Origin of the sequence: Enterobacter kobei, from assembly GCF_001729765.1 — a bacterium.
GTDB lineage: Bacteria > Pseudomonadota > Gammaproteobacteria > Enterobacterales > Enterobacteriaceae > Enterobacter > Enterobacter kobei.
In genome coordinates this window covers 105235-130722 of the sequence record NZ_CP017181.1, presented here as the reverse complement: position 1 = coordinate 130722, position 25488 = coordinate 105235, and the positions used below count along the sequence as shown (strand labels likewise).

At 55.8% G+C, this 25488-nt stretch carries 23 protein-coding genes and 3 pseudogenes; 15 read left to right on the top strand and 11 right to left on the bottom strand.

Annotation, left to right across the window (positions count from 1 at the left end):
- Positions 1–78 precede the first annotated feature (78 nt).
- The 3 genes and pseudogenes from BFV64_RS00650 to BFV64_RS00640 form a co-directional block, all read right to left on the bottom strand.
- A complete protein-coding gene (locus tag BFV64_RS00650; protein WP_069601607.1) occupies positions 79–687 on the bottom strand; it encodes a glutathione S-transferase in 609 nt (202 codons plus the stop codon).
- Between the two features lie 90 nt (positions 688–777).
- On the bottom strand, positions 778–1914 hold the full coding sequence (locus tag BFV64_RS00645) for an HlyD family secretion protein (RefSeq protein ID WP_069601606.1): 1137 nt from the start codon (positions 1912–1914) through the stop codon (positions 778–780).
- 2 nt (positions 1915–1916) lie between these two features.
- A pseudogene (locus BFV64_RS00640) lies at positions 1917–2189 on the bottom strand (DUF3302 domain-containing protein); the annotation flags it as partial.
- 56 nt (positions 2190–2245) lie between these two features.
- Here BFV64_RS00640 and BFV64_RS00635 point away from each other — a divergent pair.
- Positions 2246–2944 (top strand): annotated as a pseudogene (locus BFV64_RS00635) (IS1-like element IS1B family transposase).
- A gap of 11 nt (positions 2945–2955) precedes the next feature.
- Here BFV64_RS00635 and BFV64_RS25175 read toward each other — a convergent pair.
- A pseudogene (locus BFV64_RS25175) lies at positions 2956–3051 on the bottom strand (DUF3302 domain-containing protein); the annotation flags it as partial.
- A 661-nt stretch (positions 3052–3712) separates the two neighbouring features.
- On the opposite strand from BFV64_RS25175, the gene BFV64_RS00625 reads away from it, so the two are divergent.
- From BFV64_RS00625 to trmL, 9 genes are all read left to right on the top strand, one after another.
- Positions 3713–5620 carry a PTS mannitol transporter subunit IICBA gene (locus tag BFV64_RS00625; RefSeq protein ID WP_014882018.1) on the top strand — a complete coding sequence of 636 codons (1908 nt, stop codon included), beginning with the start codon at positions 3713–3715 and terminating at the stop codon, positions 5618–5620.
- A 102-nt stretch (positions 5621–5722) separates the two neighbouring features.
- Positions 5723–6871, top strand: a complete 1149-nt coding sequence (gene mtlD / locus BFV64_RS00620; RefSeq protein WP_014882017.1) for a mannitol-1-phosphate 5-dehydrogenase — start codon at positions 5723–5725, stop codon at positions 6869–6871.
- Positions 6868–7458, top strand: a complete 591-nt coding sequence (gene mtlR, locus BFV64_RS00615; RefSeq protein WP_069601604.1) for a mannitol operon repressor MtlR — start codon at positions 6868–6870, stop codon at positions 7456–7458. Before mtlD ends, mtlR begins: the two co-directional genes overlap by 4 nt.
- A gap of 58 nt (positions 7459–7516) precedes the next feature.
- Positions 7517–7879 carry a YibL family ribosome-associated protein gene (locus tag BFV64_RS00610; RefSeq protein WP_014882015.1) on the top strand — a complete coding sequence of 121 codons (363 nt, stop codon included), beginning with the start codon at positions 7517–7519 and terminating at the stop codon, positions 7877–7879.
- A 271-nt stretch (positions 7880–8150) separates the two neighbouring features.
- On the top strand, positions 8151–9806 hold the full coding sequence (gene lldP / locus BFV64_RS00605; protein ID WP_014882014.1) for an L-lactate permease: 1656 nt from the start codon (positions 8151–8153) through the stop codon (positions 9804–9806).
- The gene (gene lldR, locus BFV64_RS00600) at positions 9803–10576 is read left to right on the top strand and encodes a transcriptional regulator LldR (RefSeq protein ID WP_014882013.1); all 774 of its coding nucleotides are present in this window, start codon (positions 9803–9805) and stop codon (positions 10574–10576) included. The genes lldP and lldR overlap by 4 nt, the downstream gene beginning before the upstream one ends.
- Positions 10573–11760 carry an FMN-dependent L-lactate dehydrogenase LldD gene (lldD, locus tag BFV64_RS00595; RefSeq protein WP_045134456.1) on the top strand — a complete coding sequence of 396 codons (1188 nt, stop codon included), beginning with the start codon at positions 10573–10575 and terminating at the stop codon, positions 11758–11760. Before lldR ends, lldD begins: the two co-directional genes overlap by 4 nt.
- A 182-nt stretch (positions 11761–11942) precedes the next feature.
- Positions 11943–13283: an MFS transporter gene (locus BFV64_RS00590; protein ID WP_023331734.1), complete on the top strand. Its 1341-nt coding sequence runs from the start codon at positions 11943–11945 to the stop codon at positions 13281–13283.
- Between the two features lie 45 nt (positions 13284–13328).
- Positions 13329–13802, top strand: a complete 474-nt coding sequence (gene trmL, locus BFV64_RS00585) for a tRNA (uridine(34)/cytosine(34)/5-carboxymethylaminomethyluridine(34)-2'-O)-methyltransferase TrmL (protein WP_014882010.1) — start codon at positions 13329–13331, stop codon at positions 13800–13802.
- On the opposite strand, the gene cysE is transcribed toward trmL, so the two are convergent.
- From cysE to BFV64_RS00560, 5 genes are all read right to left on the bottom strand, one after another.
- Entirely contained in the window at positions 13799–14620 is an 822-nt protein-coding gene (gene cysE / locus BFV64_RS00580) for a serine O-acetyltransferase (RefSeq protein ID WP_008502718.1), read from the bottom strand. The two genes, trmL and cysE, sit on opposite strands and share 4 nt — an antisense overlap.
- Before the next feature lie 75 nt (positions 14621–14695).
- Entirely contained in the window at positions 14696–15715 is a 1020-nt protein-coding gene (gpsA, locus tag BFV64_RS00575; protein ID WP_014882009.1) for an NAD(P)H-dependent glycerol-3-phosphate dehydrogenase, read from the bottom strand.
- On the bottom strand, positions 15715–16182 hold the full coding sequence (gene secB, locus BFV64_RS00570; protein WP_008502716.1) for a protein-export chaperone SecB: 468 nt from the start codon (positions 16180–16182) through the stop codon (positions 15715–15717). The genes gpsA and secB overlap by 1 nt, the downstream gene beginning before the upstream one ends.
- Positions 16183–16214: 32 nt before the next feature.
- Positions 16215–16466 (bottom strand): glutaredoxin 3, encoded by a 252-nt coding sequence (gene grxC, locus BFV64_RS00565; RefSeq protein WP_014882008.1) that lies wholly within the window; start codon positions 16464–16466, stop codon positions 16215–16217.
- Between the two features lie 11 nt (positions 16467–16477).
- Positions 16478–16909 carry a rhodanese-like domain-containing protein gene (locus BFV64_RS00560; protein ID WP_014882007.1) on the bottom strand — a complete coding sequence of 144 codons (432 nt, stop codon included), beginning with the start codon at positions 16907–16909 and terminating at the stop codon, positions 16478–16480.
- Positions 16910–17155: 246 nt separating this feature from the next.
- On the opposite strand from BFV64_RS00560, the gene gpmM reads away from it, so the two are divergent.
- The 5 genes from gpmM to BFV64_RS00535 are packed head-to-tail and all read left to right on the top strand — an operon-like array spanning position 17156 to position 23103.
- Positions 17156–18700 (top strand): 2,3-bisphosphoglycerate-independent phosphoglycerate mutase, encoded by a 1545-nt coding sequence (gene gpmM, locus BFV64_RS00555; RefSeq protein WP_045281321.1) that lies wholly within the window; start codon positions 17156–17158, stop codon positions 18698–18700.
- Positions 18701–18733: 33 nt separating this feature from the next.
- Positions 18734–19993: a murein hydrolase activator EnvC gene (gene envC, locus BFV64_RS00550; protein WP_230278613.1), complete on the top strand. Its 1260-nt coding sequence runs from the start codon at positions 18734–18736 to the stop codon at positions 19991–19993.
- Positions 19994–19996: 3 nt separating this feature from the next.
- The gene (locus tag BFV64_RS00545) at positions 19997–20947 is read left to right on the top strand and encodes a divergent polysaccharide deacetylase family protein (protein ID WP_045134457.1); all 951 of its coding nucleotides are present in this window, start codon (positions 19997–19999) and stop codon (positions 20945–20947) included.
- 20 nt (positions 20948–20967) lie between these two features.
- Positions 20968–22173: a glycosyltransferase gene (locus BFV64_RS00540; RefSeq protein WP_023331731.1), complete on the top strand. Its 1206-nt coding sequence runs from the start codon at positions 20968–20970 to the stop codon at positions 22171–22173.
- A 15-nt stretch (positions 22174–22188) separates the two neighbouring features.
- Complete coding sequence (locus BFV64_RS00535; RefSeq protein WP_014882002.1) at positions 22189–23103, top strand: hypothetical protein; 915 nt, start codon at positions 22189–22191, stop codon at positions 23101–23103.
- 27 nt (positions 23104–23130) lie between these two features.
- Here the strand turns inward: BFV64_RS00535 and tdh are convergent, their stop codons facing one another.
- Both tdh and kbl read right to left on the bottom strand, forming a co-directional pair.
- Positions 23131–24159: an L-threonine 3-dehydrogenase gene (gene tdh, locus BFV64_RS00530; protein WP_014882001.1), complete on the bottom strand. Its 1029-nt coding sequence runs from the start codon at positions 24157–24159 to the stop codon at positions 23131–23133.
- Between the two features lie 9 nt (positions 24160–24168).
- The gene (gene kbl / locus BFV64_RS00525; RefSeq protein ID WP_014882000.1) at positions 24169–25365 is read right to left on the bottom strand and encodes a glycine C-acetyltransferase; all 1197 of its coding nucleotides are present in this window, start codon (positions 25363–25365) and stop codon (positions 24169–24171) included.
- Between the last annotated feature and the right edge of the window lie 123 nt (positions 25366–25488).

Here is a 25488-nt window from a genome sequence, read left to right as displayed (position 1 = left end):
TCCCCCCTCCCGACGGGAGAGGGAGTTAACATGTGGAGAGATTGTACCGCCTCCTGCAGCGAAGTGTTATAACCCGCGTCAAGCCTTTGGCGGTTCGGTACGGGCAAAGCTCTCGCGGCTAAAGAGCGTTTCAGCCAGCTTCACCAGCAACGGTCGGTCAACGCACCAGCCGGGGGACACGCGGCGGAAATTGAGATACCCGATGGCGCAGGCAATGGCGATGGTGGCCAGGTTCAGGCTGTCGGTGTGAATTTTTCCCTCCCGGATGAGCTTTTCGCACATATCCAGACTGCGGTTGATTTTTTCCCGCTGGCGCAGCAGTTCGTTTTCTGACTGCTGTGCGGCGGGCCTTGCCTGCTCACGCACGGAAGTCAGCGCCGCATCCATAATGCCATCGGCCAGGGCTTCAATCTGCTTCACCGCCAGCGCCGCTTTTGGGTCAGCCGGCAGCATTGCCGGGGCCACGCCCAACAGCTCGATATACTCCGCAATAATCGGGGAGTCGAACCAGTATTCACCCTCGTCCGTCACCAGCGCCGGAACTTTTCCCAGCGGGTTGTACTGCGCGACGCCGTTTTCAGCGTTGTAGGGCTGTTCATTGACGAATTCGAATGTCATCCCTTTCTCCAGCAGGAGAATCGAGATTTTTCGCACGAAGGGACTGGTGTAGCTACCGATGAGTTTCATTGCCTGATCCTTGATGCTGGGAAAAGGTCAGTATGGATCACGGGATGAAAAAAGGGCAGGTATGGATGTCGCATTCCTGCCCTGGCGGGATTAATGATCGAGGTAGAGGTAGTGCATCCAGCTGGTCATGCGCAGCAACACTTTACGCATCACCGAGACGTGGGCGAAATGGTCTGAATAGACCGCCACCTGGGCATAGATACCGTCTGGTAGCGCATCGACGTCGGCGTTAGGCTCCAGTTCAATCAGCGCCTGTACGCCATCCGTGCCCGGTGTGACGGTCAATGCCTGCAACGCCCCCTGCGCCTGGTACGACCCTCCCGGCACCACCGGCAGGACGCTGGTGAGTTTCCCGGTAAATACCTGGCCCGGCAGCGCATTAAACACCACTTCTGCTTCATCACCCGGCTTAAGACGCAGCAGCGAGTTCTGGCGGAACTGCGCCACAATCTGACGTTTCTGTTCAGGAATAAAGACCATGACCGGACGCAGAGGTAACGCGGCGGCATAGGTCCCCGGACGGATCAGCACCTGGGTGATATAGCCGTTGCTCGGCGCGCGCACCACGGTCTGATCGAGATTGTATTTCGCTTCGGCAAGCTGGGCGCGTAATGAGGCAATCTGCGACTGTTCACCGTTCACCATGCTGTCTAACTGACTTTGAATCTGCGTCTGTTCAGCCACAGAACCTTTCACCAGCGCATCCTGCGCCAGATAGTTCTGCCGCGCGTTGTCGATATCGCTTTCAGAAAACGGGTTCACCTTCGCCCGGCTGCCTTTCAGGTAACGCTGATAATCTTTATACAGGCGGTCACGCTCTGCCGAGACGCGCGTGGTATTAGCGACGGCTTCTGCAAGCTGCGCTTTCAGGCTATCGATATTGTGGGTTGGGGTGACCAGATCGGCCTTGAGTCTATCGACCCGCGCCTGGTAGCGGCCCGGATCAAGTTTAAATAACACTTCGCCTTTTTTAATGAGCTGGTTGTTTTTATCAGTCACTTCGGTGACCACGCCCGTCACCTGCGGTGTAATCGGAATGGAAATAACCGCTTTTTGCGCCGTAAAGGTATACGGATGGTTATAGTTCATTAACAGAATCAGTCCGGCAACAATAAATACCCCACCCAACGTTGCGGTGGCGAGCGTCCACTGATTTACCGGAATGCGGAATATTTTAAAGATCGCCCAGGCAAATGCCACATAGGTCAAAATAATCAACAGATCCATGATTAGCGCTCCAGCGTGTTCTGATCAGCAGTGGGCTGTACCGCCGCCAGCTTTTGTTCTAATTCGGCCACGCGTTTGGACAGCGCATCCATGCCCGGGACCTCATCTGGCTTTGTAATGTGGTTCTGCATGCCCCAACCGCGATCTTCACGGTAGAGCGTGGCCCAAATCCACAGAAACGGCCAGATGGCATGGAGGGTGAACAGGCTAATCCAGCCTGCCGTATGAATCGCATCGGCATGGGGATGATTACGTTTTTTAGCCATATTATAAGGGGGTGATGCTGCCAACTTACTGATTTAGTGTATGATGGTGTTTTTGAGGTGCTCCAGTGGCTTCTGTTTCTATCAGCTGTCCCTCCTGTTCAGCTACTGACGGGGGTGGTGCGTAACGGCAAAAGCACTGCCGGACATCAGCGCTATCTCTGCTCTCACTGCCGTAAAACATGGCAACTGCAGTTCACTTACACCGCTTCTCAACCCGGTACGCACCAGAAAATCATTGATATGGCCATGAATGGCGTTGGATGCCGGGCAACCGCCCGCATTATGGGCGTTGGCCTCAACACGATTTTCCGCCATTTAAAAAACTCAGGCCGCAGTCGGTAACCTCGCGCATACAGCCGGGCAGTGACGTCATCGTCTGCGCGGAAATGGACGAACAGTGGGGATACGTCGGGGCTAAATCGCGCCAGCGCTGGCTGTTTTACGCGTATGACAGGCTCCGGAAGACGGTTGTTGCGCACGTATTCGGTGAACGCACTATGGCGACGCTGGGGCGTCTTATGAGCCTGCTGTCACCCTTTGACGTGGTGATATGGATGACGGATGGCTGGCCGCTGTATGAATCCCGCCTGAAGGGAAAGCTGCACGTAATCAGCAAGCGATATACGCAGCGAATTGAGCGGCATAACCTGAATCTGAGGCAGCACCTGGCACGGCTGGGACGGAAGTCGCTGTCGTTCTCAAAATCGGTGGAGCTGCATGACAAAGTCATCGGGCATTATCTGAACATAAAACACTATCAATAAGTTGGAGTCATTACCTTATAAGGGATATCATGAATAGCGATAATCCCGTAAAAAAGCACCAGAAATACAAAAATCAATACGCCCAACGCAAAATAGTTGAGAAACATATTTTCCTCACTTAAACAACGTCAACTCATTAAACGAATAAAACAGCACGCAGCCTAATTAATTTATTTTTAAATTTAAAAGGCACACTGGTTATTTCAGAGCCGGGGAGTATCGGTTTTTATAATATCTCCATGCAAGTTTATAAACGTGTCAAAATATAACCTGAATAATAATATACTTAACCTTACATTAAGAGCGTAATCCACCTTTTAACTTTTCGCCATACCACACATGAAAAGTGGTTTTTTAGCTTTACGTGTCACTCAAGACTATCCTGACGCCAATTCGCAAAGCAGAGTTTGCCGCCGATCACAGCCAGAGAAATCTGCATAAAAATATTTTGTGAAATCAGTCACAATCCAGAAACAAACCCACAAAACAAAAATGCGATCGCAATCACAAAAACGCGTGGTTTTTGCTTTGTTTTTCGCCATCGTATTTTTTTTACCCACTAATTTTGTGATTCGTATCACGTCATTAAATGCCACACCCCCTACATTTACGTGACATATGTCACACAAATTTTCACTGTCTGGACAGTTGAACGATTCAGTGCCAGATTTCACAGCATCAGAACAGGGTCCGGCTACCTCTGCCGCCGCACATTAACGATAAACCTCGGGCCGCAAGCCTAAGCGTAAACATAAGAAGGGGTGTTTTATGTCATCCGATTTCAAGATCAAAGTTCAAAGCTTTGGTCGTTTCCTCAGCAACATGGTGATGCCAAATATCGGCGCGTTTATCGCGTGGGGTATTATCACCGCATTGTTCATTCCGACAGGGTGGTTGCCTAACGAAACGCTGGCGAAACTTGTTGGCCCTATGATTACTTACCTCCTGCCGCTGCTGATCGGTTTCACCGGTGGTCGTCTGGTAGGCGGTGACCGTGGTGGCGTTGTGGGTGCCATCACCACAATGGGTGTTATCGTCGGTGCGGATATGCCGATGTTCCTCGGTGCCATGATTGCCGGTCCTCTGGGCGGCTGGGCGATTAAGAAATTCGACGTCTGGGTAGATGGTAAGATCAAATCCGGCTTCGAAATGCTGGTGAACAACTTCTCTGCGGGCATCATCGGGATGATCCTCGCGATTCTGGCGTTCCTCGGCATTGGTCCTGCGGTTGAAGTGCTGTCCAAAATTCTGGCGGCAGGCGTTAACTTTATGGTGGCGCACGACATGCTGCCGCTGGCGTCTATCTTCGTTGAACCGGCGAAAATTCTGTTCCTTAATAACGCCATCAACCACGGTATCTTCTCGCCGCTGGGTATTCAGCAGTCTCACGATCTCGGCAAGTCCATCTTCTTCCTGATTGAAGCGAACCCAGGTCCGGGTATGGGCGTTCTGCTGGCATACATGTTCTTTGGTCGCGGCAGCGCTAAGCAGTCTGCTGGCGGTGCGGCTATCATCCACTTCCTGGGCGGTATCCACGAAATTTACTTCCCGTACGTGCTGATGAACCCACGCCTGATCCTGGCCGTTATCCTCGGCGGTATGACCGGCGTGTTCACCCTGAGCGTGCTGGGCGGCGGTCTGGTCTCTCCTGCTTCTCCGGGCTCTATCCTGGCCGTGCTGGCGATGACCCCGAAAGGTGCCTACTTCGCTAACATCGCGGCTATCTGTGCGGCCATGGCGGTCTCCTTCGTGGTTTCTTCTATCCTGCTGAAAACCAGCAAAGTGAAAGAAGATGACGATATCGAAGCGGCAACCCGCCGTATGCACGACATGAAAGCGGAATCCAAAGGCGCGACCCCGCTGGCGGCTGGCGATGTCTCTAACGACCTGAGCCACGTGCGTAAAATCATCGTTGCTTGTGATGCTGGTATGGGCTCCAGCGCAATGGGTGCCGGCGTGCTGCGTAAGAAAGTACAGGATGCGGGCCTGACCAACATCTCCGTGACCAACAGCGCAATTAACAGTCTGCCGCCGGACGTTGACCTGGTGATCACCCACCGCGATCTGACCGAACGCGCCATGCGTCAGGTACCGCAGGCACAGCACATTTCGCTGACTAACTTCCTCGACAGCGGCCTGTACACCAGCCTGACCGAACGTCTGGTTGCCGCGCAGCGTCATGAAGATAACGAAGTGAAAGTGCGCACCAGCCTGCAGGATAGCTTTGACGAGAGTAATGCCCACCTGTTTAAACTGGGTGCGGAGAACATCTTCCTCGGCCGTACCGCGGCTACTAAAGAAGAAGCGATTCGCTTTGCCGGTGAACAGCTGGTAAAAGGCGGTTACGTTCAGCCTGAATATGTCGATGCGATGCTGGAGCGCGAAAAACTGACCCCAACCTATCTCGGTGAATCTATCGCGGTTCCACACGGTACCGTTGAGGCGAAAGACCGCGTGCTGAAAACCGGTGTGGTGTTCTGTCAGTATCCTGATGGCGTACGCTTCGGTGAAGAAGAAGATGACATCGCCCGTCTGGTGATTGGTATCGCCGCTCGCAACAACGAGCATATCCAGGTGATCACCAGCCTGACCAACGCCCTGGACGATGAGTCCGTTATCGAGCGTCTGGCCAAAACCACCAGCGTTGAAGAAGTTCTGGCACTGCTGAACAAATAACAGCGCCTCTTCCCTCTCCCCCCGGGGAGAGGGCTAGGGTGAGGGGGAGAAAGCTCCTCACCCCAGCCCTCTCGGGTAAAAACATTGATGAAGGTTAACACTATGAAAGCATTACATTTTGGCGCAGGTAACATCGGTCGTGGTTTTATCGGCAAACTGCTGGCAGACGCGGGCATTACGCTGACGTTCGCCGATGTGAATCAGGTGGTCCTGGATGCCCTGAATGCCCGTCATAGCTATCAGGTCCATGTGGTGGGCGAAAACGAGCAGGTCGATACCGTCTCAGGCGTGAACGCGGTCAGCAGCATTGGCGACGACGTAATCGACCTGATTGCCAGCGTTGACCTTATCACCACGGCGGTAGGCCCGGTGGTTCTGGAGCGTATCGCCCCGGCGGTGGCTAAAGGCCTGGCAAAACGTAAAGCGCAGGGCATCGACACCCCGCTGAACATCATCGCCTGTGAAAACATGGTACGCGGCACCACACAGCTGAAAGGCCATGTCATGGCGGCCGTGGCTGACGAAGATAAAGCCTGGGTCGACGCGCACGTTGGGTTTGTGGATTCCGCCGTGGACCGCATCGTTCCGCCGTCAGCATCCGCCACCCACGACCCGCTGGAAGTGACCGTGGAAACCTTCAGCGAGTGGATCGTCGATAAAACTCAGTTTAAAGGTGCGCTGCCAACTATTCCGGGAATGGAATTAACCGATAACCTGATGGCATTTGTCGAACGCAAACTCTTCACGCTGAACACCGGGCATGCTATAACCGCGTACCTCGGAAAATTGGCCGGTCATCAGACCATTCGCGATGCGATCCTCGATGAGAAAATCCGCGCGGTGGTAAAAGGGGCCATGGAAGAGAGCGGCGCGGTGCTGATCAAACGCTACGGTTTTGATGCTGATAAACACGCAGCCTACATCCAGAAAATCCTCGGTCGCTTTGAAAACCCGTATCTGAAAGATGATGTTGAGCGCGTGGGACGTCAACCGCTGCGTAAGCTGAGTGCAGGCGACCGTCTGATTAAGCCGCTGCTCGGCACGCTGGAATACGGTCTGCCGCATGCCAACCTGGTGAAAGGGATTGCCGCTGCAATGCACTACCGCAGCGATCAGGACCCGCAGGCGATCGAGCTGGCTCAGCTGATTGATGACAAAGGCGCGCAGGCTGCGCTGGCGCAGATTTCCGGTCTGGACGCCAATAGCGACGTGGTTGTGGAGGCGGTTAACGCATACAACGCAACCAAATGATGCACAGTGTGGCGCAGGTTAGCCTGCGCCCAGATAACAGATTGTCAGATATGCAGGCAATAATGGAACAAACCCAGGCCTTTGAAAATCGTGTGCTTGAGCGTCTGAATGCTGGCAAAACCGTACGAAGCTTCCTGATTGCCGCCGTCGAGCTGTTAACCGAGGCGGTAAATATCCTGGTGCTTCAGGTGTTTCGCAAAGACGACTACGCGGTAAAATATGCTGTAGAACCGTTACTGGACGGCGATGGACCGCTGGGCGATTTATCGGTGCGTCTGAAGCTGATTTACGGTCTTGGCGTGCTGAACCGGCAAGAGTACGAAGATGCAGAGCTGTTAATGGCGCTACGTGAGGAGTTCAATCATGACGGTAACGAATACGCCTTTACCGATGATGAGATCCTGGGGCCCTTCGGCGAGCTGCACTGCGTGGCCGCGCTGCCCCCTGCCCCTCATTTCGACAGCAGCGACCCTGAGCTATATGCAATGCAAAAGCTGCGTTATCAGCAGGTTGTCCGCTCCACGATGGTCCTTTCCCTGACTGAGCTGATTTCCCGGATCAGCTTAAAAAAAGCGTTTCAGAAGTAAGCCTGCTCACATTGGTGTATCCTTCCCTGTAAATTCCCCGTTTTCAGAGTTATTTGTCATGAAAGAAGTCGAAAAGAACGAAATTAAACGCCTGAGCGACCGCCTGGATCTGATCCGTCACCAGATGGCGGGTCTGTCACTGGTCGATTCCGCCGAGAAGTACGCCGAGCTGGAGAAAGAGACCGCGAAGCTGGAGGCAGAGATCGAGCGCCTGCGCGAAGTAAAAGGTCAGAAGCTGAGCAACGAAGCGCAGAAGCTGATGAACATGCCACACCGCCGCGCAATCACCAAAAAAGAACAGGCTGACATGGGCAAGCTGAAGAAAAGCGTCCGTGGCCTGGTGGTCGTGCACCCGATGACCGAGCTTGGCCGTGAAATGGGCCTGAAAGAGATGACGGGTTTTTGTAAGACCGCATTCTGATTTCATGCCGGGTGGCGCTGCGCTTACCCGGCCTACTCTTTTCCCCTTCGCGTGAATTGGTCCAACCAATTGCGCAATCAATCCTCCCCTGGTTCACAATTCCATTATTTCCGCTCACAAAACCATTGCCACCCCATAACATCTGATTAACCATTCATTGTCATTAACCCTACAACACATCATTGGCAGGACCACTTTTACATAACCTGTGATGCAGAGATGAGCGGAGACTCACCCGCCGCGCAGGTTATCTGGTCCCCAGGAGACCTGCATGAGCCTCTGGCAACAAAACTACGACCCGGCCGGAAATATCTGGCTGTCGAGCCTGATCGCATCGCTTCCAATCCTGTTCTTCTTCTTTGCGCTGATTAAGCTCAAGCTGAAGGGCTACCTTGCCGCGACGTACACCGTTGCCATCGCTCTGCTGGTGGCGCTGTTCTTCTACAAAATGCCGGTCGATCGCGCGCTGGCCTCCGTTGTCTACGGTTTCTTCTACGGTCTGTGGCCAATTGCGTGGATCATCATCGCCGCTGTCTTTGTCTATAAAATTTCGGTGAAAACCGGGCAGTTCGACATCATTCGCTCGTCGATTCTCTCCATCACGCCGGACCAGCGCCTGCAGATGCTGATTGTCGGCTTCTCCTTCGGGGCGTTTTTGGAAGGTGCCGCCGGATTTGGCGCACCGGTCGCCATTACGGCCGCCCTGCTGGTGGGCCTCGGCTTTAACCCGCTTTATGCCGCGGGCCTGTGCCTGATTGTGAATACCGCCCCGGTGGCGTTTGGCGCAATGGGGATTCCGATTCTGGTCGCCGGACAGGTGACCGGGCTGGATAGCTTTGAGATCGGCCAGATGGTGGGTCGCCAGCTGCCGTTCCTAACCATCATCGTGCTGTTCTGGATCATGGCGATTATGGACGGCTGGCGCGGCGTGAAAGAGACGTGGCCTGCTGTAATGGTGGCGGGCGGTTCGTTCGCCATCGCGCAATACCTCAGCTCAAACTTCCTCGGTCCGGAGCTGCCGGACATTATCTCGTCGCTGGTCTCGCTGGTCTGCCTGACCCTGTTCCTGAAACGCTGGCAGCCGGTACGTATTTTCCGCTTCGCCGACATGGGTGCCTCGCAGGTCGATCAAACCCTGGCACGCACGGGCTATACCGCAGGGCAGGTGATCCGTGCCTGGTCACCGTTCCTGTTCCTGACCGCAACGGTAACGCTGTGGAGCATCCCGCCGTTTAAAGCCCTGTTCGCCCCGGGCGGCGCGCTGTACGACATGGTGATTAACATCTCCGTGCCGTTCCTCGACAAAATGGTCGCCCGCATGCCGCCAGTCGTGCATGCCGCCACACCGTATGCCGCGGTCTATAAGTTCGACTGGTTCTCCGCCACCGGGACCGCCATCCTGTTTGCCGCGATCCTTTCCGTGGTGTGGCTGCGCATGAAGCCTGCCGCCGCGGTGCAGACCTTCGCAGCGACGATTAAAGAGCTGATGCTGCCGATTTACTCCATCGGCATGGTGCTGGCGTTCGCGTTTATCTCAAACTACTCCGGCCTGTCATCGACGCTGGCACTGGCGCTGGCCCATACCAGCCACGCCTTCACCTTCTTCTCACCGTTCCTCGGCTGGCTGGGTGTGTTCCTGACCGGGTCAGATACCTCGTCGAACGCCCTGTTTGCTGCACTGCAGGCTACGGCGGCCCAGCAGATTGGCGTGTCGGATGTCCTGCTGGTCGCTGCGAACACCACCGGCGGCGTGACCGGGAAAATGATCTCCCCGCAATCCATCGCCATTGCCTGTGCGGCGGTGGGACTGGTCGGTAAAGAGTCGGATCTGTTCCGCTTTACCGTGAAACACAGCCTGATATTCACCTGCATGGTCGGGGTGATCACCACCCTGCAGGCTTATGTCTTAACCTGGATGATCCCATGATAGTGATGCCCAGACGCCTGTCCGACGAGATAGCCTCTCGCGTACGGGCGCTGATTGAAGAACAACAGCTGGAAGCGGGCATGAAGTTGCCCGCTGAACGCCAGCTCGCCGCCCAGCTTGGTGTATCGCGTAATTCCCTGCGTGAAGCGCTGGCCACGCTGGTCAGCGAAGGGGTACTGGTGAGCCGTCGCGGCGGCGGCACCTTTGTGCGCTGGCAGCATGACGACTGGTCCGAGCAAAACATCGTTCAGCCGCTGAAGACGCTGATGGAAAATGACCCGGACTACAGCTTTGACATCCTCGAAGCGCGTCACGCCATCGAGACCAGCACCGCCTGGCATGCGGCCATGCGGGCAACCGAGGCCGACAAAGAGAAGCTCAAAGCCTGCTTTGAGGCCACGCAAAGCAGCGACCCGGATATCGCCTCCCAGGCTGACGTGCGTTTTCACCTGGCCATTGCCGAAGCGTCGCACAATGTGGTTCTGCTCCAGACCATGCGCGGGTTCTTCGACCTGTTGCAATCCTCTGTCAAACAAAGCCGCCAGCGCATGTACCTGGTTCCGCCGGTGTTTGCCCAGCTGACTGAACAACACGAGGCGGTGCTTAACGCCATTCTGGCCGGTGATGCCGAGGCCGCACGCAAGGCGATGATGGCGCATCTCGGCTTCGTTCACACCACCATCAAACGATTCGATGAAGACCAGGCCCGACAGGCGCGTATTACCCGTCTGCCTGGCGACAGTGATATTTCCAGGGAGAACAAAGCATGATCATTTCAGCAGCCAGTGACTATCGCGCCGCGGCGCAGCGCATTTTGCCCCCGTTCCTGTTCCACTACATCGACGGCGGGGCGTATGCCGAATACACCCTGCGCCGCAATGTGGAAGACTTGTCAGAGGTGGCCCTGCGTCAGCGCGTGCTGAAGAATATGTCTGACCTGCGCCTTGAGACGACGCTGTTCAACGAAACGCTCTCCATGCCGGTCGCCCTCGCCCCCGTCGGCCTGTGCGGTATGTACGCCCGTCGTGGCGAAGTGCAGGCGGCGGCGGCCGCGGATGCCAGGGGTATTCCGTTTACCCTCTCTACCGTCTCCGTCTGCCCGATTGAAGAGGTCGCGCCGACCATCAAGCGTCCGATGTGGTTCCAGCTGTACGTCCTGCGCGATCGCGGTTTTATGCGCAACGCGCTGGAGCGCGCCAAAGCGGCGGGCTGTTCCACGCTGGTCTTTACCGTCGATATGCCAACGCCGGGCGCGCGCTACCGCGACGCCCACTCCGGCATGAGCGGCCCGAATGCCGCTCTGCGCCGCTACTGGCAGGCGGTGACGCACCCGCAGTGGGCGTGGGATGTGGGTCTGAACGGACGTCCGCACGATCTGGGCAATATCTCGGCTTACCTCGGTAAACCGACCGGGCTGGAAGATTACATCGGCTGGCTGGCGAACAACTTCGATCCGTCCATCTCCTGGAAAGACCTGGAGTGGATCCGCGAATTCTGGGACGGCCCGATGGTGATCAAAGGGATCCTCGACCCGGAAGATGCCCGCGACGCGGTACGTTTTGGCGCAGACGGCATTGTGGTCTCAAACCACGGCGGGCGTCAGCTCGACGGTGTGCTCTCCTCCGCACGCGCGCTGCCCGCCATTGCCGATGCGGTGAAAGGCGATATCGCGATTCTGGCCGACAGCGGCATTCGCAACGGGCTGGATGTGGTACGCATGATCGCGCTCGGCGCCGACAGCGTGCTGCTGGGCCGTGCGTATCTGTACGCGCTGGCGACGGCGGGTCAGGCTGGCGTGGCGAACCTGCTTGACCTGATCGAAAAAGAGATGAAAGTCGCGATGACGCTGACCGGTGCGAAAACCATTAGCGAAATCAGCAAAGACTCTCTGGTGCAGGAGTTAAGTCGATTACCGGCGGCGCTGGCTCCCCTTGCGCAGGGAAACGCTGCCTGAATACCCCTCCTGTTAACACCGCTGTTCACGCGCCCGGTTCCCCCTTCGGGCGCTTTTTTTTGCCGGAAATAACACTTGGATAACAAATTGGATAAGAAAATTTGACATATTTGCTCCCTCCGCAATTGTATAGACAAGCAAATACAAGAATACAAAAACAACATCACATCGGAGAGGAGCATATGACGTATTCAGGCAAGGTGGATATTCAGCAGGTGATCGATGAGAGTCCCTTTTCAGGGTTTCACTGGCTTCTTATCGTACTGGGCTTTCTGGTTCTGGCGATCGATGGATTTGATACCGCAGCAATGGGTTACATCGCCCCTACGCTGTCGGCAGAATGGGGGATACATAAACAGGATCTGGGGCCGGTGCTGAGCGCAGCCCTGCTGGGCTTGTCGCTGGGTGCCCTCATTGCAGGCCCGGTATCGGACAAGATGGGGCGCAAGCGCGTGCTGGTCTTCTCCTGCCTGTTCTTCGGCCTTGCAAGCCTGGGCACGGCCTGGGCGCAAACTCTGAATACGCTGACGCTGTGGCGCTTTCTGACGGGCCTTGGCCTCGGTGCCGCAATGCCAAACGCCATCACGCTGATTTCCGAGTTCGCCCCCCAGCGCTGCCGCGCCATGGCGATTAATACCATGTACTGCGGCTTCCCTCTGGGTGCCGCAGGGGGTGGTGCGATCTCTTCGTGGCTTATTCCCCACCATGGCTGGCGAAGCGTGCTGCTGACGGGTGCAATTGCGCCGCTGATTTTGACGCTGCTGCTGGCGCTGTTCTTGCCGGAGTCGGTGAAGTTTCTGGTGCAGCGCGGGAAGGACGTCATGCAGATCCGCCGTATCGCCAGCCGGTTCAGCCGCAATACCCTGGAGAGCGTTACCGGCTTTTTCCTGGCCGAGGAAAAAGTCGCTTCTGAGAAAGGGAGCGTGGCGCAGCTCTTCTCCATGCCCTGGCTGCCCGGCACACTGATGCTGTGGGTCACCTACTTTATGGGGCTGGTGATTTACTACGTCCTGCTGAGCTGGATGCCGACCCTGATGCAGGGGATGGGCTATGCGCTGGCGGAATCCGCCTGGCTCACCTCGCTGTTCACCTTCGGCGGTACCGCAGGCATTCTGCTCGCGGGCTGGATGATGGATCGCTGGGAGGCACACAAAGTGGTCGCGGGTGGCTTTGTGCTGACAATGGGTCTCATTCTGTTACTGGGCATTGAGCATAATCATATCGCCCTGTTTGGCGGGTTGATTTTCCTGATGGGGATCGCGATGAACGGGGCGCAATCGGGCATGCAAACCCTGGCAGCGACTTTTTACCCAACAGAGTGCCGCGCAACGGGTATTGCCTGGATGCAGGGGATCGGCCGCTTTGGCGGCGTGGCGGGAACCATGACCAGCGCTCAGCTGCTTTCCCTGCAGTGGCAGGCGGACAGTATTTTGATGATCCTCAGCGTGCCTGCCCTGGTCGCCGCAGCGGCAACGTGCTACAAAATGCTGCGTTGCCGTGCGCAGGAACCTGGCGTCGCGTAATTCCTCACTTTTCTGCTATTCTGCCCCCGCAATTAAGGGGGCAGCATGCTTAACATCGTTTTATTCGAACCAGAAATTCCGCCGAATACCGGCAATATCATCCGCCTGTGTGCCAACACCGGCTTTCGTCTGCACATCATTGAGCCGATGGGCTTTACGTGGGACGACAAGCGTCTGCGTCGCGCGGGGCTGGATTACCATGAATTTACTGCCGTCGTGCGCCATCATGATTACGCCGCGTTTCTGGAAAGCGAAAAGCCGCAGCGCATGTTCGCCCTGACCACCAAAGGCACGCCAGCGCACAGCGCCGTGAGCTATCAGGACGGTGACTATCTGATGTTTGGCCCGGAAACCCGCGGCCTGCCAGCCACGATTCTGGATGCCCTGCCCGCGGAGCAGAAAATCCGAATTCCGATGATGCCGGACAGCCGCAGCATGAACCTGTCGAACGCAGTGTCGGTGGTGGTGTATGAAGCATGGCGCCAGCTGGGGTACCCGGGCGCCATTCTCAGAAGTTAAATGCCGTCACCATACTCAAACGTATGGTGGATACCGTTGAAGTGCTGATCCATATCCATGGACGGCTTATCGCTGTCTGGTTTGCCGACGATACGCGCCGGTACGCCAGCCGCGGTGGTGTGCGGCGGAACCGGCTGGAGCACAACCGACCCTGCACCAATCTTCGCGCCGCGTCCGACTTCGATATTGCCGAGGATTTTGGCACCCGCGCCAATCATCACCCCTTCACGAATTTTCGGATGGCGATCGCCGCTGGTTTTACCGGTACCGCCAAGGGTAACCGACTGCAGGATCGAAACGTCGTCTTCAATCACCGCCGTCTCACCCACAACAATGCCGGTGGCGTGGTCGAGCATAATTCCACGGCCAATTTTCGCTGCCGGGTGAATATCGACCTGGAAGGTCACGGAGACCTGATTTTGCAGGAAGATTGCCAGCGCGCGGCGGCCTTCATTCCATAGCCAGTGGCCGATGCGATACGCCTGCAGGGCGTGGAAGCCTTTCAGGTATAGCAGAGGCGTAGAGTATTTATCTACCGCCGGGTCACGCGTACGCACGGCCTGAATATCACAGGCGGCAGAGGCGATCATTTCCGGGTCAGCGGCGTATGCCTCCTCCACCACTTCGCGGATGGCGATAGCAGGCATAATCGAGGAGGCCAGCTTGTTGGCGAGCATGTAGCTGAGAGCACTGCCAAGGTTTTCGTGTTTGAGTAGCGTAGCGTGGTAAAAACTGGCCAGCATAGGCTCACAGTCGGCCAGCGCCCGGGCTTCGGCTTTAATATTGTTCCAGACGATATCCAGTTCTTCACACGGCATTGCTTACTCCAGACGATAAATTAATGACCAGCCAGTTCTGCGCTGGCTGGGTCATTCAGGTGACAATGGTTCCGACTACTTACTGCTGCGCTCGTCCTTGCGCGCACGACCTAATAAGGTCAATGCTGCCTCGCGCGCATTTTTTCCGCAATACAATACCTGATAAATTTCCTCGGTTATTGGCATTTCGACACCAAACCGGTGCGCCAATTCGCGGACTTCTTTGGTATTGCGGTAGCCTTCCACCACCTGTCCAATCTTCTCCTGCGCGCTTTTTACATCGCTGCCCTGTCCGAGCATCATGCCAAAGCGGCGGTTACGAGACTGGTTGTCGGTACAGGTCAGCACCAGATCGCCCAGACCCGCCATCCCCATAAAGGTGGCCGGATCGGCGCCCAGCGCCTCGCCAAGACGGGACATCTCGGTTAAGCCGCGGGTAATCAACGCCGTACGGGCGTTGGCGCCAAAGCCAATACCGTCAGACATCCCGGCACCGATAGCAATCACGTTCTTCACCGCACCGCCCAGCTGGACACCGATAAAATCAGGGTTGCTGTAGACGCGGAAGCTCTTGCCACAGTGCAGCAGATGCTGGAGATCGTCGGCGAAAGCCTGGTCAGTCGATGCCAGCGAGATCGCCGTCGGCAGGCCAGCAGCCAGCTCTTTGGCAAAGGTTGGACCGGAGATGACCGCCAGCGGGATCGCATCACCCAGCGCTTCGCGGGCAACGTCCTGCAGCAGGCGTCCGGTTTCCGCTTCAAGACCTTTGGTTGCCCAGACAATACGGGCATCCGGGCGCATCAGCGGCTTAATCTGACGCAGCACTTCGCCAAACACATGGCTCGGGACGACAATCAGAATGTTGCGGCTGGCCGCCAGCGCGGTCGCAAGATCGCTTTCCAGGTGCAGAGAGTCAGGGAACGGAACGTCCGGGAGAAACGCCACATTGCAACGGTCGTGCTGCAGCGTGGCGATATGTTTTGGATCGTGGCCCCACAGGACCACGTCGTGACCATTTCTTGCCAGCGTGATGGCAAGAGCGGTGCCGTATGAGCCGGCACCGATCACAGTCATTGAAGCATTAACAGTGCTCATCAGGCATCCTGATGTTGTTCAGCACCTTCGCCAGCTTGCTGCTGCAGATAGTTCATGAACAGCGCATCAAAGTTAACTGGCGCAAGGTTCAGTTGCGGGAATGTACCGCGAGAAACTAGGCTGGTGATGCATTCGCGCGCATACGGGAACAGGATGTTCGGGCAGTATGCACCCAGGCAATGCGCCATCTGGTTGCCTTCGATGCCGCCGATGGAGAAGATGCCGCCCTGCTGTACTTCACACAGGAACGCGGTTTCTTCGCCCAGAGAGGCGGTCACGGTCACACGCAGTACAACTTCATACACGTCATCTGCCAGTTGGGTAGATGCGGTATCCAGATCAAGTTTAACCTCTGGCTGCCAGTCTTTCTGGAAAACGTGCGGCGCATTTGGCGCTTCAAAAGAGACATCTTTCGTGTAGATGCGCTGGATCTGGAAAATCATTTCATTATTGCTTTGTTCTGACATGGAAAAACCCTTTTTAATTGTCCTAAAGTCTCTTAGCTCAGCAGCGGATCGAGTCCACCACGGGCGTCGAGCGCATACAAGTCATCACAGCCGCCAATGTGCTGCGCATCAATAAAAATCTGCGGAACCGTCGTACGACCACTACGTTGGATCATCTCTTCGCGTTTAACCGCGTCACCGTCGATCGGCAGTTCCTTGAACGTGACGCCTTTGCTGTTCAGCAGCGCTTTCGCACGGTGGCAGAACGGGCACGTCGCTTTGGTGTAGATCTCAATATTGGCCATGACTGAACTCCTTATTTACCGCGAACCAAAGGAAGATTTTCCCCGCTCCAGCCGGAGATCCCTTCTTTCAGTACCGTTACATTTTCGAAGCCCGCTTTATAAAGCGCGCTGGCAGATTCTTGCGCCTGCATACCGGTTGCATCAACAACGATAATTGGCTGGGCTTTGTGTTTTTCAAGCTCACCCACGTTGTTCGCTTTGATTTCAGCTGGCAACAGGTTGATTGCGCCTGCAATGTGACCTTTACGGAAATCGTCACGCTGACGCAGATCGACAACGACGGCATCTTCTTTGTTGATAAGACGCGTCGCTTCACCACGGGTGATAACCTTAATCTTAGACGTTAGGCTCTTAAATGTGGTGAACAGCACAGCAGCCAGCAGGCCAATCCACGCGATGCTCAGAACCGGATGGCGGCTAACGAATTGCATAATTTCTTGCATGGAGGGTAACTACTCCCGACTAAGTGATAAAAAAACCAGGACAGGAGTATACCTGTGCGTTCTGGCAAATACAGCCAGCGACCCTAACCTAATCCATTTTCTGCGGCATGCCACCTAAAAAAATGCCTCAAAATGGTCCGGTCAGCGCCTTGCCCCTGCGCTTTCTTTGATCTTCTGCGGCTATTTGATCGATTCAGCTGTAGTAAAATTACGCAAATTTTGACTCTTGAGCATGAGGTTGTTGCAATGTCGGTTTCTAAAAAACCTATGGTACTGGTGATTCTGGATGGCTATGGCTACCGTGAAGACAGCCAGGATAACGCTATTTTCAGCGCAAAAACCCCGGTGATGGATGCGCTGTGGGCGAAACGTCCCCATACCCTGATCGACGCATCCGGTCTGGAAGTCGGTCTGCCTGACCGCCAGATGGGCAACTCCGAAGTCGGTCACGTTAACCTGGGCGCGGGCCGTATCGTCTATCAGGACCTGACCCGTCTGGATGTCGAAATCAAAGAACGCACCTTCTTCGCGAACCCGGTTCTTTGCGGCGCGGTAGATAAAGCCGTTGCGGCAGGTAAAGCCGTTCACATCATGGGCTTGCTTTCCGCGGGCGGTGTTCACAGCCACGAAGATCACATCATGGCGATGGTTGAACTGGCCGCCGAGCGCGGTGCAGAAAAAATCTATCTGCACGCCTTCCTGGATGGTCGCGATACGCCACCGCGCAGCGCAAAAGGCTCTCTGCAAGCCTTCGAAGAGAAATTTGCCACACTGGGCAAAGGCCGCGTCGCCTCCATCATTGGTCGTTACTACGCCATGGACCGCGACAACCGCTGGGATCGCGTTGAACAGGCCTATGACCTGATGACCCTGGCAAAAGGTGAGTTCCAGTTCCCGACGGCCGTTGAAGCCCTGGAAGCCGCATACGCACGTGATGAAAACGATGAATTCGTGAAAGCGACCGTGATTCGTGCTGAAGGCCAGCCCGATGCCGCCATGGAAGATGGCGATGCGCTGATCTTCATGAACTTCCGCGCTGACCGCGCGCGTGAAATCACCCGTGCTTTCGTCAACAGCGACTTCGACGGTTTTGCCCGTAAGAAAGTGGTAAACCTCGACTTCATCCAGCTGACCGAATACGCGGCAGACATCAAAGCCCCATGCGCGTATCCACCAGCCTCGCTGGCTAATACCTTCGGCGAGTGGATGGCGAAGAATGACAAAACGCAGCTGCGTATTTCCGAAACCGAAAAATATGCGCACGTGACCTTCTTCTTTAACGGCGGCGTGGAAGAGCCGTTCAAAGGTGAAGAGCGCATTCTGATCAACTCACCGAAAGTCGCGACTTACGATCTGCAGCCAGAGATGAGCTCTGCTGAGCTGACTGAAAAACTGGTCGCGGCCATCAAGAGCGGCAAGTACGACACCATCATCTGTAACTACCCGAATGGCGACATGGTCGGTCATACCGGCGTGATGGAAGCCGCCGTGAAAGCGGTTGAAGCACTGGATCACTGCGTTGAGCAGGTTGCAAAAGCGGTTGAGTCCGTAGGCGGTCAGTTGCTAATCACCGCTGACCACGGTAACGCGGAACAGATGCGCGACCCGGCAACGGGCCAGGCGCATACCGCTCACACCAACCTGCCTGTTCCGCTGATTTATGTCGGTGATAAATCACTGAAAGCAGTGGAAGGCGGCAAGCTTTCTGACATCGCGCCAACCATGTTGTCGCTGATGGGTATGCCGATCCCTGAAGAGATGACTGGTAAGCCGCTGTTCATCGTGGAATAATCCCTCCCCATGAGGGGAAAGGCGATTTTTTCAATCACATGGGTCGTGAAGCCGCTTAGGTTATCAGTCAGACCCCTGCTTTGCGCCAGCGCACTCAGCGCTGGCGTATTGCTGTGCGCCGCATCCGCCCACGCGGACGATCGCGACCAGTTGAAATCCATTCAGGCGGATATCGCCGCTAAAGAGCGTGCGGTACGCCAGCAACAACAGCAACGTTCCGCCCTGCTCGCCCAGCTTAAGCAGCAGGAAGAAGCTATTTCGGCCGCAGCCCGTAAGCTCCGTGAAACGCAAGATACCCTCGCTCAGTTGAATAAACAGATCGACGAGATGAACGCGTCGATTGCCAAACTGGAGCGCCAGCGTGATGCACAGGAGCGCAATCTTGCCGCACAGCTTGATGCCGCTTTCCGACAGGGTGAACACACCGGCCTTCAGTTAATCCTCAGCGGTGAAGAGAGCCAGCGCGGTCAGCGTCTGCAGGCCTACTTCGGTTATCTGAACCAGGCGCGTCAGGAGACCATTGCGCAGTTGAAACAGACGCGTGAAGAGGTCTCCACCCAAAAAGCTGAGCTTGAAGAGAAGCAGAGTCAGCAGCAGACGTTGCTCTACGAACAAAAAGCGCAGCAGGCGAAACTTGAGCAGGCCCGTAACGAGCGCAAGAAAACCCTTTCCGGTCTTGAGTCCTCCATTCAGCAAGGTCAGAGCCAGCTGAGTGAAATGCGTGCCAACGAATCAAAACTGCGTAACAGTATCGCCCGTGCCGAAGCCGCGGCGAAAGCGCGTGCCGAAAAAGAGGCCCGCGAGGCACAGGCTGTCCGCGACAAGCAGCAGGAAGCCTCCCGCAAAGGTACCACCTACAAGCCAAGCGAAAGCGAACGTTCCCTGATGTCGCGTACCGGCGGTCTGGGTTCCCCACGCGGTCAGGCCTACTGGCCCGTTCGCGGTACACTTCTGCATCGTTATGGCGAACAGCTGCAGGGTGAGCTACGTTGGAAAGGGATCGTTATCGGTGCGTCTGAAGGTAGTGAAGTGAAAGCCATTGCCGATGGACGAGTGATTCTGGCCGACTGGCTGCAGGGTTACGGTCTTGTGGTAGTGGTTGAGCACGGTAAAGGCGACATGAGTCTTTACGGCTACAATCAGAGCGCACTGGTCAGCGTTGGCACACAGGTGCGCGCAGGCCAACCCATCGCCCTTGTGGGCAGCAGTGGCGGTCAGGGCCGCCCGTCACTCTATTTCGAAATTCGTCGTCAGGGTCAGGCGGTCAATCCACAGCCGTGGTTGGGAAGATAAGTTTTGCTTCAATTTCGTCGAATGGTTCTCTCCGTCGTCAGCGCGCTGGCGCTGGCTGCACCGGTATACGCAGGTAAACTCGCGATTGTGATTGATGACTTCGGTTATCGTCCGCACTATGAAAATCAGGTGCTGGCGATGCCGCCAGCCATCTCTGTCGCCGTCCTTCCGAATGCGCCTCACGCCCGTGAGATGGCGACTAAAGCCCACAACAGCGGACATCAGGTCCTCATCCATCTGCCGATGGCACCGCTCAGTAAACAGCCGCTGGAAAAAGATACGCTTCGTCCGGATATGAGCAGCGATGAGATCGAGCGCATCATCCGTGACGCTTACAACAACGTGCCGTATGCCGTTGGCCTGAACAACCATATGGGTAGCGCGATGACCTCCAGCCTGTACGGCATGCTAAAAGTGATGCGGGCGCTGGAACGCTACAACCTCTACTTCCTCGACAGCATGACCATCGGCAACAGCCAGGCGATGCGTGCCGCTCAGGGAACGGGGGTGAAGGTGATCAAGCGCAAGGTGTTCCTGGATGATACTCAGAACGAGGCCGACATTCGCGCGCAGTTCAATCGCGCCGTGCAGCTCGCCCGACGCAATGGTTCAGCCATTGCCATCGGCCACCCGCATCCTTCTACGGTGCGCGTTTTACAACAGATGTTGCCGACCTTGCCTCCAGATATCACACTGGTACGTCCGAGCGATCTGCTCAATGAGCCGCAGGTCGATACGTCTCGCCCGGGTAGTGCACAACCACCCGCAACGCAGCCGCGTAACCCGTTCCGTGGCGTGAAGAATTGCAAGCTGAAACAACCGCCTGAACCGGTGCATGCAACCCGCTTCTTCGCGGTCATCAGCGAAAGCGTGAGCCAGAGTACGCTGGTGCAATACTTCCAGCACCAGTGGCAGGGATGGGGTAAGAAAGTATCAGTGAGCCATTCTCAGTGACAGGCGATTAAGGTAGAAAAATGCCGCAGCGACACAAAATTCTGCTCCTCGATACCGGTAAAGAATGGGGAGGAGGCACCAACAGTATGCTCGAACTTCTGAAGCGCATTAACCGCGAAAAGTTCGATATTACCTGTTGTTTTTACAGTGACTACAGCCGGGCCGAAGGGCAAACCATCGGCCAGGTGCTGAACAGTATTGGCATTCCCTTAATTGTCATCCCTCAACATAAGCAGCCCGCATGGGCGAAGATTGCCAAAGAATTGGGACGTAGCCTGCTGTTTTTCTCCCGCAGCGCCCGGAAGGCATTTACACGTCATGTTGATACGCTCTGGCGTATTCGACCCAACGTTAGCAAAATCGAGACGATTTTCAGGGATGGCGGTTTCGATACACTTTATATGAACAACCAGCCGGGCTCTAACGAAGAGGGTTATCTGGCAGGTGCAAACGTGCATGCGCGGATAATCCAGCACTGTCGAATTGAACCTGTTTTGACCCCGCCGCTGGTGAAGCTGGTGAATACCCATGCCACAAAAATCATCGCCGTCTCACATGGCGTAGAACGCGTGTTAGTTCAGCATGGGGTCCGACCCGAGCTGTGTACGACGGTCAACAATGCCATCGACATCCATCAGCCTTTACCCGACCGACGCGCGATGCGTAATCGCCTGAACATTGATGACGACACGTTCGTGTTCGGCAGCATTGGCTCATTAATCCCTCGCAAAGCAAACCACCACACGCTGGAAGCGCTGGCACAGTTCAACCAGAAACATCCCGAGGCGAGGTGGAAGATGGTGCTGGTCGGTGAGGGGGCTGAACGCGGTGCGTTGGCGGCACAAGCTGATGCGCTGGGTATTGCTGAGCATGTGATTTTCACCGGTTTCCAGAACACGCCTTTTGACTACCTCGCGACCTTTGACGCGTTTATTCTGGCCTCGCAGAGCGAAGGCTTGCCCCGCGTCGTGCTGGAAGCGATGCTGCTGAATATCCCCGTCATTGGCTCCAAGGTGACCGGCACGGCAGAATTGATCGATCATGCATCGACCGGGCTGCTTTTCCCGTGGAGCGATGTGTCGCAACTTGCTCAACACCTGGATAATATCTGGCAGGATCCCGATCTGCGCACCCGGCTCGCCGCCGCTGCGCATCAGAATGTCTGCAACGTGTATGCCATTGAAAGCTATGTTAACGGTGTCGAGGCCGTTCTTGGCGCGCAATAACCAAACGAGAAGAACATGTTTAAATTCCTGAATGCTCGCTACCGCCACATCACCGGGCGACATAACATTCCCTACGCTTCCCTTCCGGTCACGCGCGATCTCGTGGCGGTTGACTCTATCGTGATCCCTTGCACCGGTGCGGATTTCGTCGAAGAGGCGTTATTGTCCGCGACCTTTGCAGAGCGATATGCCACCGACGTCAGCGAGATTGTGATTGTCAGCGATCAACCAGAATCCGCGTTTGGCAATCTGCCGCCGAAAACCCGCATAGTGACCCTCGACCTGCCAAAACGTGAAGAAGGTTATCGCTACAAGCAGATCTACCTTAGCCGCCTGGTGAAGCTTAATGCCCCGCTGCAGGCGCGAGGTGAAGGCGTATTGATGATCGATTCCGATCTCAACCTGCTGAAGATGCCAGAAATCAACATGGCCGAGATGCACATCTACTCCAGCTTCCGCCAGGGCAAAATGATTGCCAAGCTGGACGGCGCGCCAGCGGAGAAAGTCCCGGCGTATTACAAAGAGACGGTGCGCCCGTATCTGGTTGATCATGTTAACGGTGCGTTTCTTGCGGCCACTAAAAAGACCTGGCGCCGTATCTGCCCGCTGTGGCTCACGCTGTTCCAGGATACCTGGGAACTGATGGAAGACACGCAACCGCCGACGGATCAGCTGCCGCTCGCCGCGCTACTGGACATGCTGGATTTAAAAACGGTTAACCTGGGCGACTGGATGAACTGGCCGGTGTCCAAGAAGATTGGCGGACAGGAAGCCGTTGTGCCGAAAGAGGTGATTGGTGCGCACGGTGGTTTTCCGCTCTCAGAATGGCAAAAGTATCTTGAATCACCTGAAAACAAACTGTTGTTCAAAGGTCAGGACTATACCCGCAAGGTGCGTTACCTGACGGACGAAGAGAAAAAAAATCAGTAAAAAAAGGGGCCGCTGGCCCCTTTTTGATTACTTATCCCAGCTCAGGATCACTTTCCCAGACTGGCCTGAACGCATCGCGTCAAAGCCTTTCTGGAACTCATCAACTGAGAAGCGGTGAGTAATAATCGGGGACAGATCCAGACCTGACTGAATTAATGCCGCCATCTTGTACCAGGTTTCGAACATTTCACGGCCATAAATGCCTTTGATGAACAGCCCCTTGAAGATGACCTTGTTCCAGTCGATAGACATATCTGACGGCGGAATACCCAACATCGCGATACGGCCACCGTGATTCATGGTGTCGAGCATGGTGCGGAACGCCGGTGGCGCACCGGACATCTCCAGACCTACGTCAAAGCCTTCGGTCATGCCCAGCTCTTCCATCACGTCGGTCAGACTCTCTTTGGAAACATCCACCGCGCGGGTGACGCCCATTTTACGCGCCAGCGACAGACGGTATTCGTTCACGTCGGTGATCACCACGTTACGCGCGCCCACATGCTTCGCCACGGCTGCCGCCATAATGCCAATGGGGCCCGCGCCAGACACCAGCACATCCTCACCCACCAGGTCGAAGGAGAGTGCCGTGTGTACCGCGTTACCGAACGGGTCAAAGATGGAGGCCAGATCGTCAGAGATATTGTCCGGGATTTTGAACGCGTTAAACGCCGGGATCACCAGGTATTCCGCGAAGCAGCCCGGGCGGTTTACGCCCACGCCAATGGTATTACGGCACAGGTGCGTACGCCCGCCGCGGCAGTTGCGGCAGTGGCCGCAGGTGATATGGCCTTCACCGGAGACGCGGTCGCCAATCTGGAAGCCTTTGACTTCCTGACCAATGCCAACCACTTCACCCACATATTCGTGACCGACAACCATCGGGACCGGAATGGTTTTCTGTGACCACTGATCCCAGTTGTAGATGTGAACGTCAGTACCGCAGATGGCGGTTTTACGAATTTTGATCAGCAGATCGTTATGACCGACTTCCGGCTCCGGCACGTCGGTCATCCAAATCCCTTCTTCCGCTTTCAGTTTGGATAACGCTTTCATCACACGTCCTCAGGCAATTACGCCCAGCTGTTTGCCGATGCGGGTAAAGGCTTCCACCGCACGTTCAATTTGTTCAGGCGAATGCGCCGCAGACATCTGGGTGCGGATACGCGCCTGGCCTTTTGGTACCACCGGGAAGAAGAACCCGGTGACATAAATCCCTTCTTTCTGCAGTTCACGAGCAAATTGCTGCGCCACGACCGCATCACCCAGCATCACCGGGATGATGGCGTGATCGGCACCGGCCAGGGTGAAACCTGCGGCGCTCATTTTTTCACGGAACAGACGGGCGTTCGACCACAGGCGATCGCGCAGCCCCGCGCCGGACTCCACCATCTCCAGTACCTTGATGGAGGCGGCAACAATGGCCGGCGCCAGGGAGTTGGAGAACAGATACGGGCGGGAGCGCTGACGCAGCCATTCAACCACCTCTTTACGCGCAGCGGTATAACCACCGGACGCGCCGCCGAGCGCTTTGCCCAACGTACCGGTGATGATATCCACGCGGCCCATCACGTCACAGTATTCGTGGGAACCGCGGCCATTTTCGCCGACAAAACCGACCGCGTGAGAGTCATCGACCATGACCAGCGCGTCGTATTTATCCGCCAGGTCACAGACACCTTTCAGGTTAGCGATCACACCGTCCATGGAGAACACGCCGTCGGTGGCGATCAGCACGTGGCGAGCACCCGCTTCACGGGCCTCTTTCAGGCGCGCTTCCAGTTCAACCATGTCGTTGTTGGCGTAGCGGAAACGCTTCGCTTTACACAGGCGTACGCCGTCGATGATGGAGGCGTGGTTCAGGGCGTCGGAGATAATCGCATCTTCTGCGCCAAGCAGGGTCTCAAACAGACCGCCGTTGGCGTCGAAGCAGGAGGAGTAGAGAATCGCGTCTTCCATTCCAAGGAAGCTCGCCAGCTTTTGCTCAAGCTGCTTGTGGCTATCCTGGGTACCGCAAATAAAGCGTACGGAGGCCATACCGAAACCGTGAGTATCCATGCCGTTTTTCGCTGCGGCAATCAGCTCAGGGTGATTCGCAAGACCTAAGTAGTTGTTCGCACAAAAGTTGATCACATGGCTGCCGTCGGCAACGGTGATGTCCGCCTGCTGAGCAGACGTGATAATACGCTCTTCCTTGAACAACCCTTCCGCACGTGCGGTGTCGAGGTCGCTGTTTAACTGTTTGTAAAAATCACCACGCATTGCAATTCTCCAGACTCGGCAAATTTCGGGACATATTACCCAAACCTATAGTTCATGACGAGATGACGCAGTATCTCTTGTCGTTTTTGCAGCATAAATCACGTGTACCCCTACCGCATATCG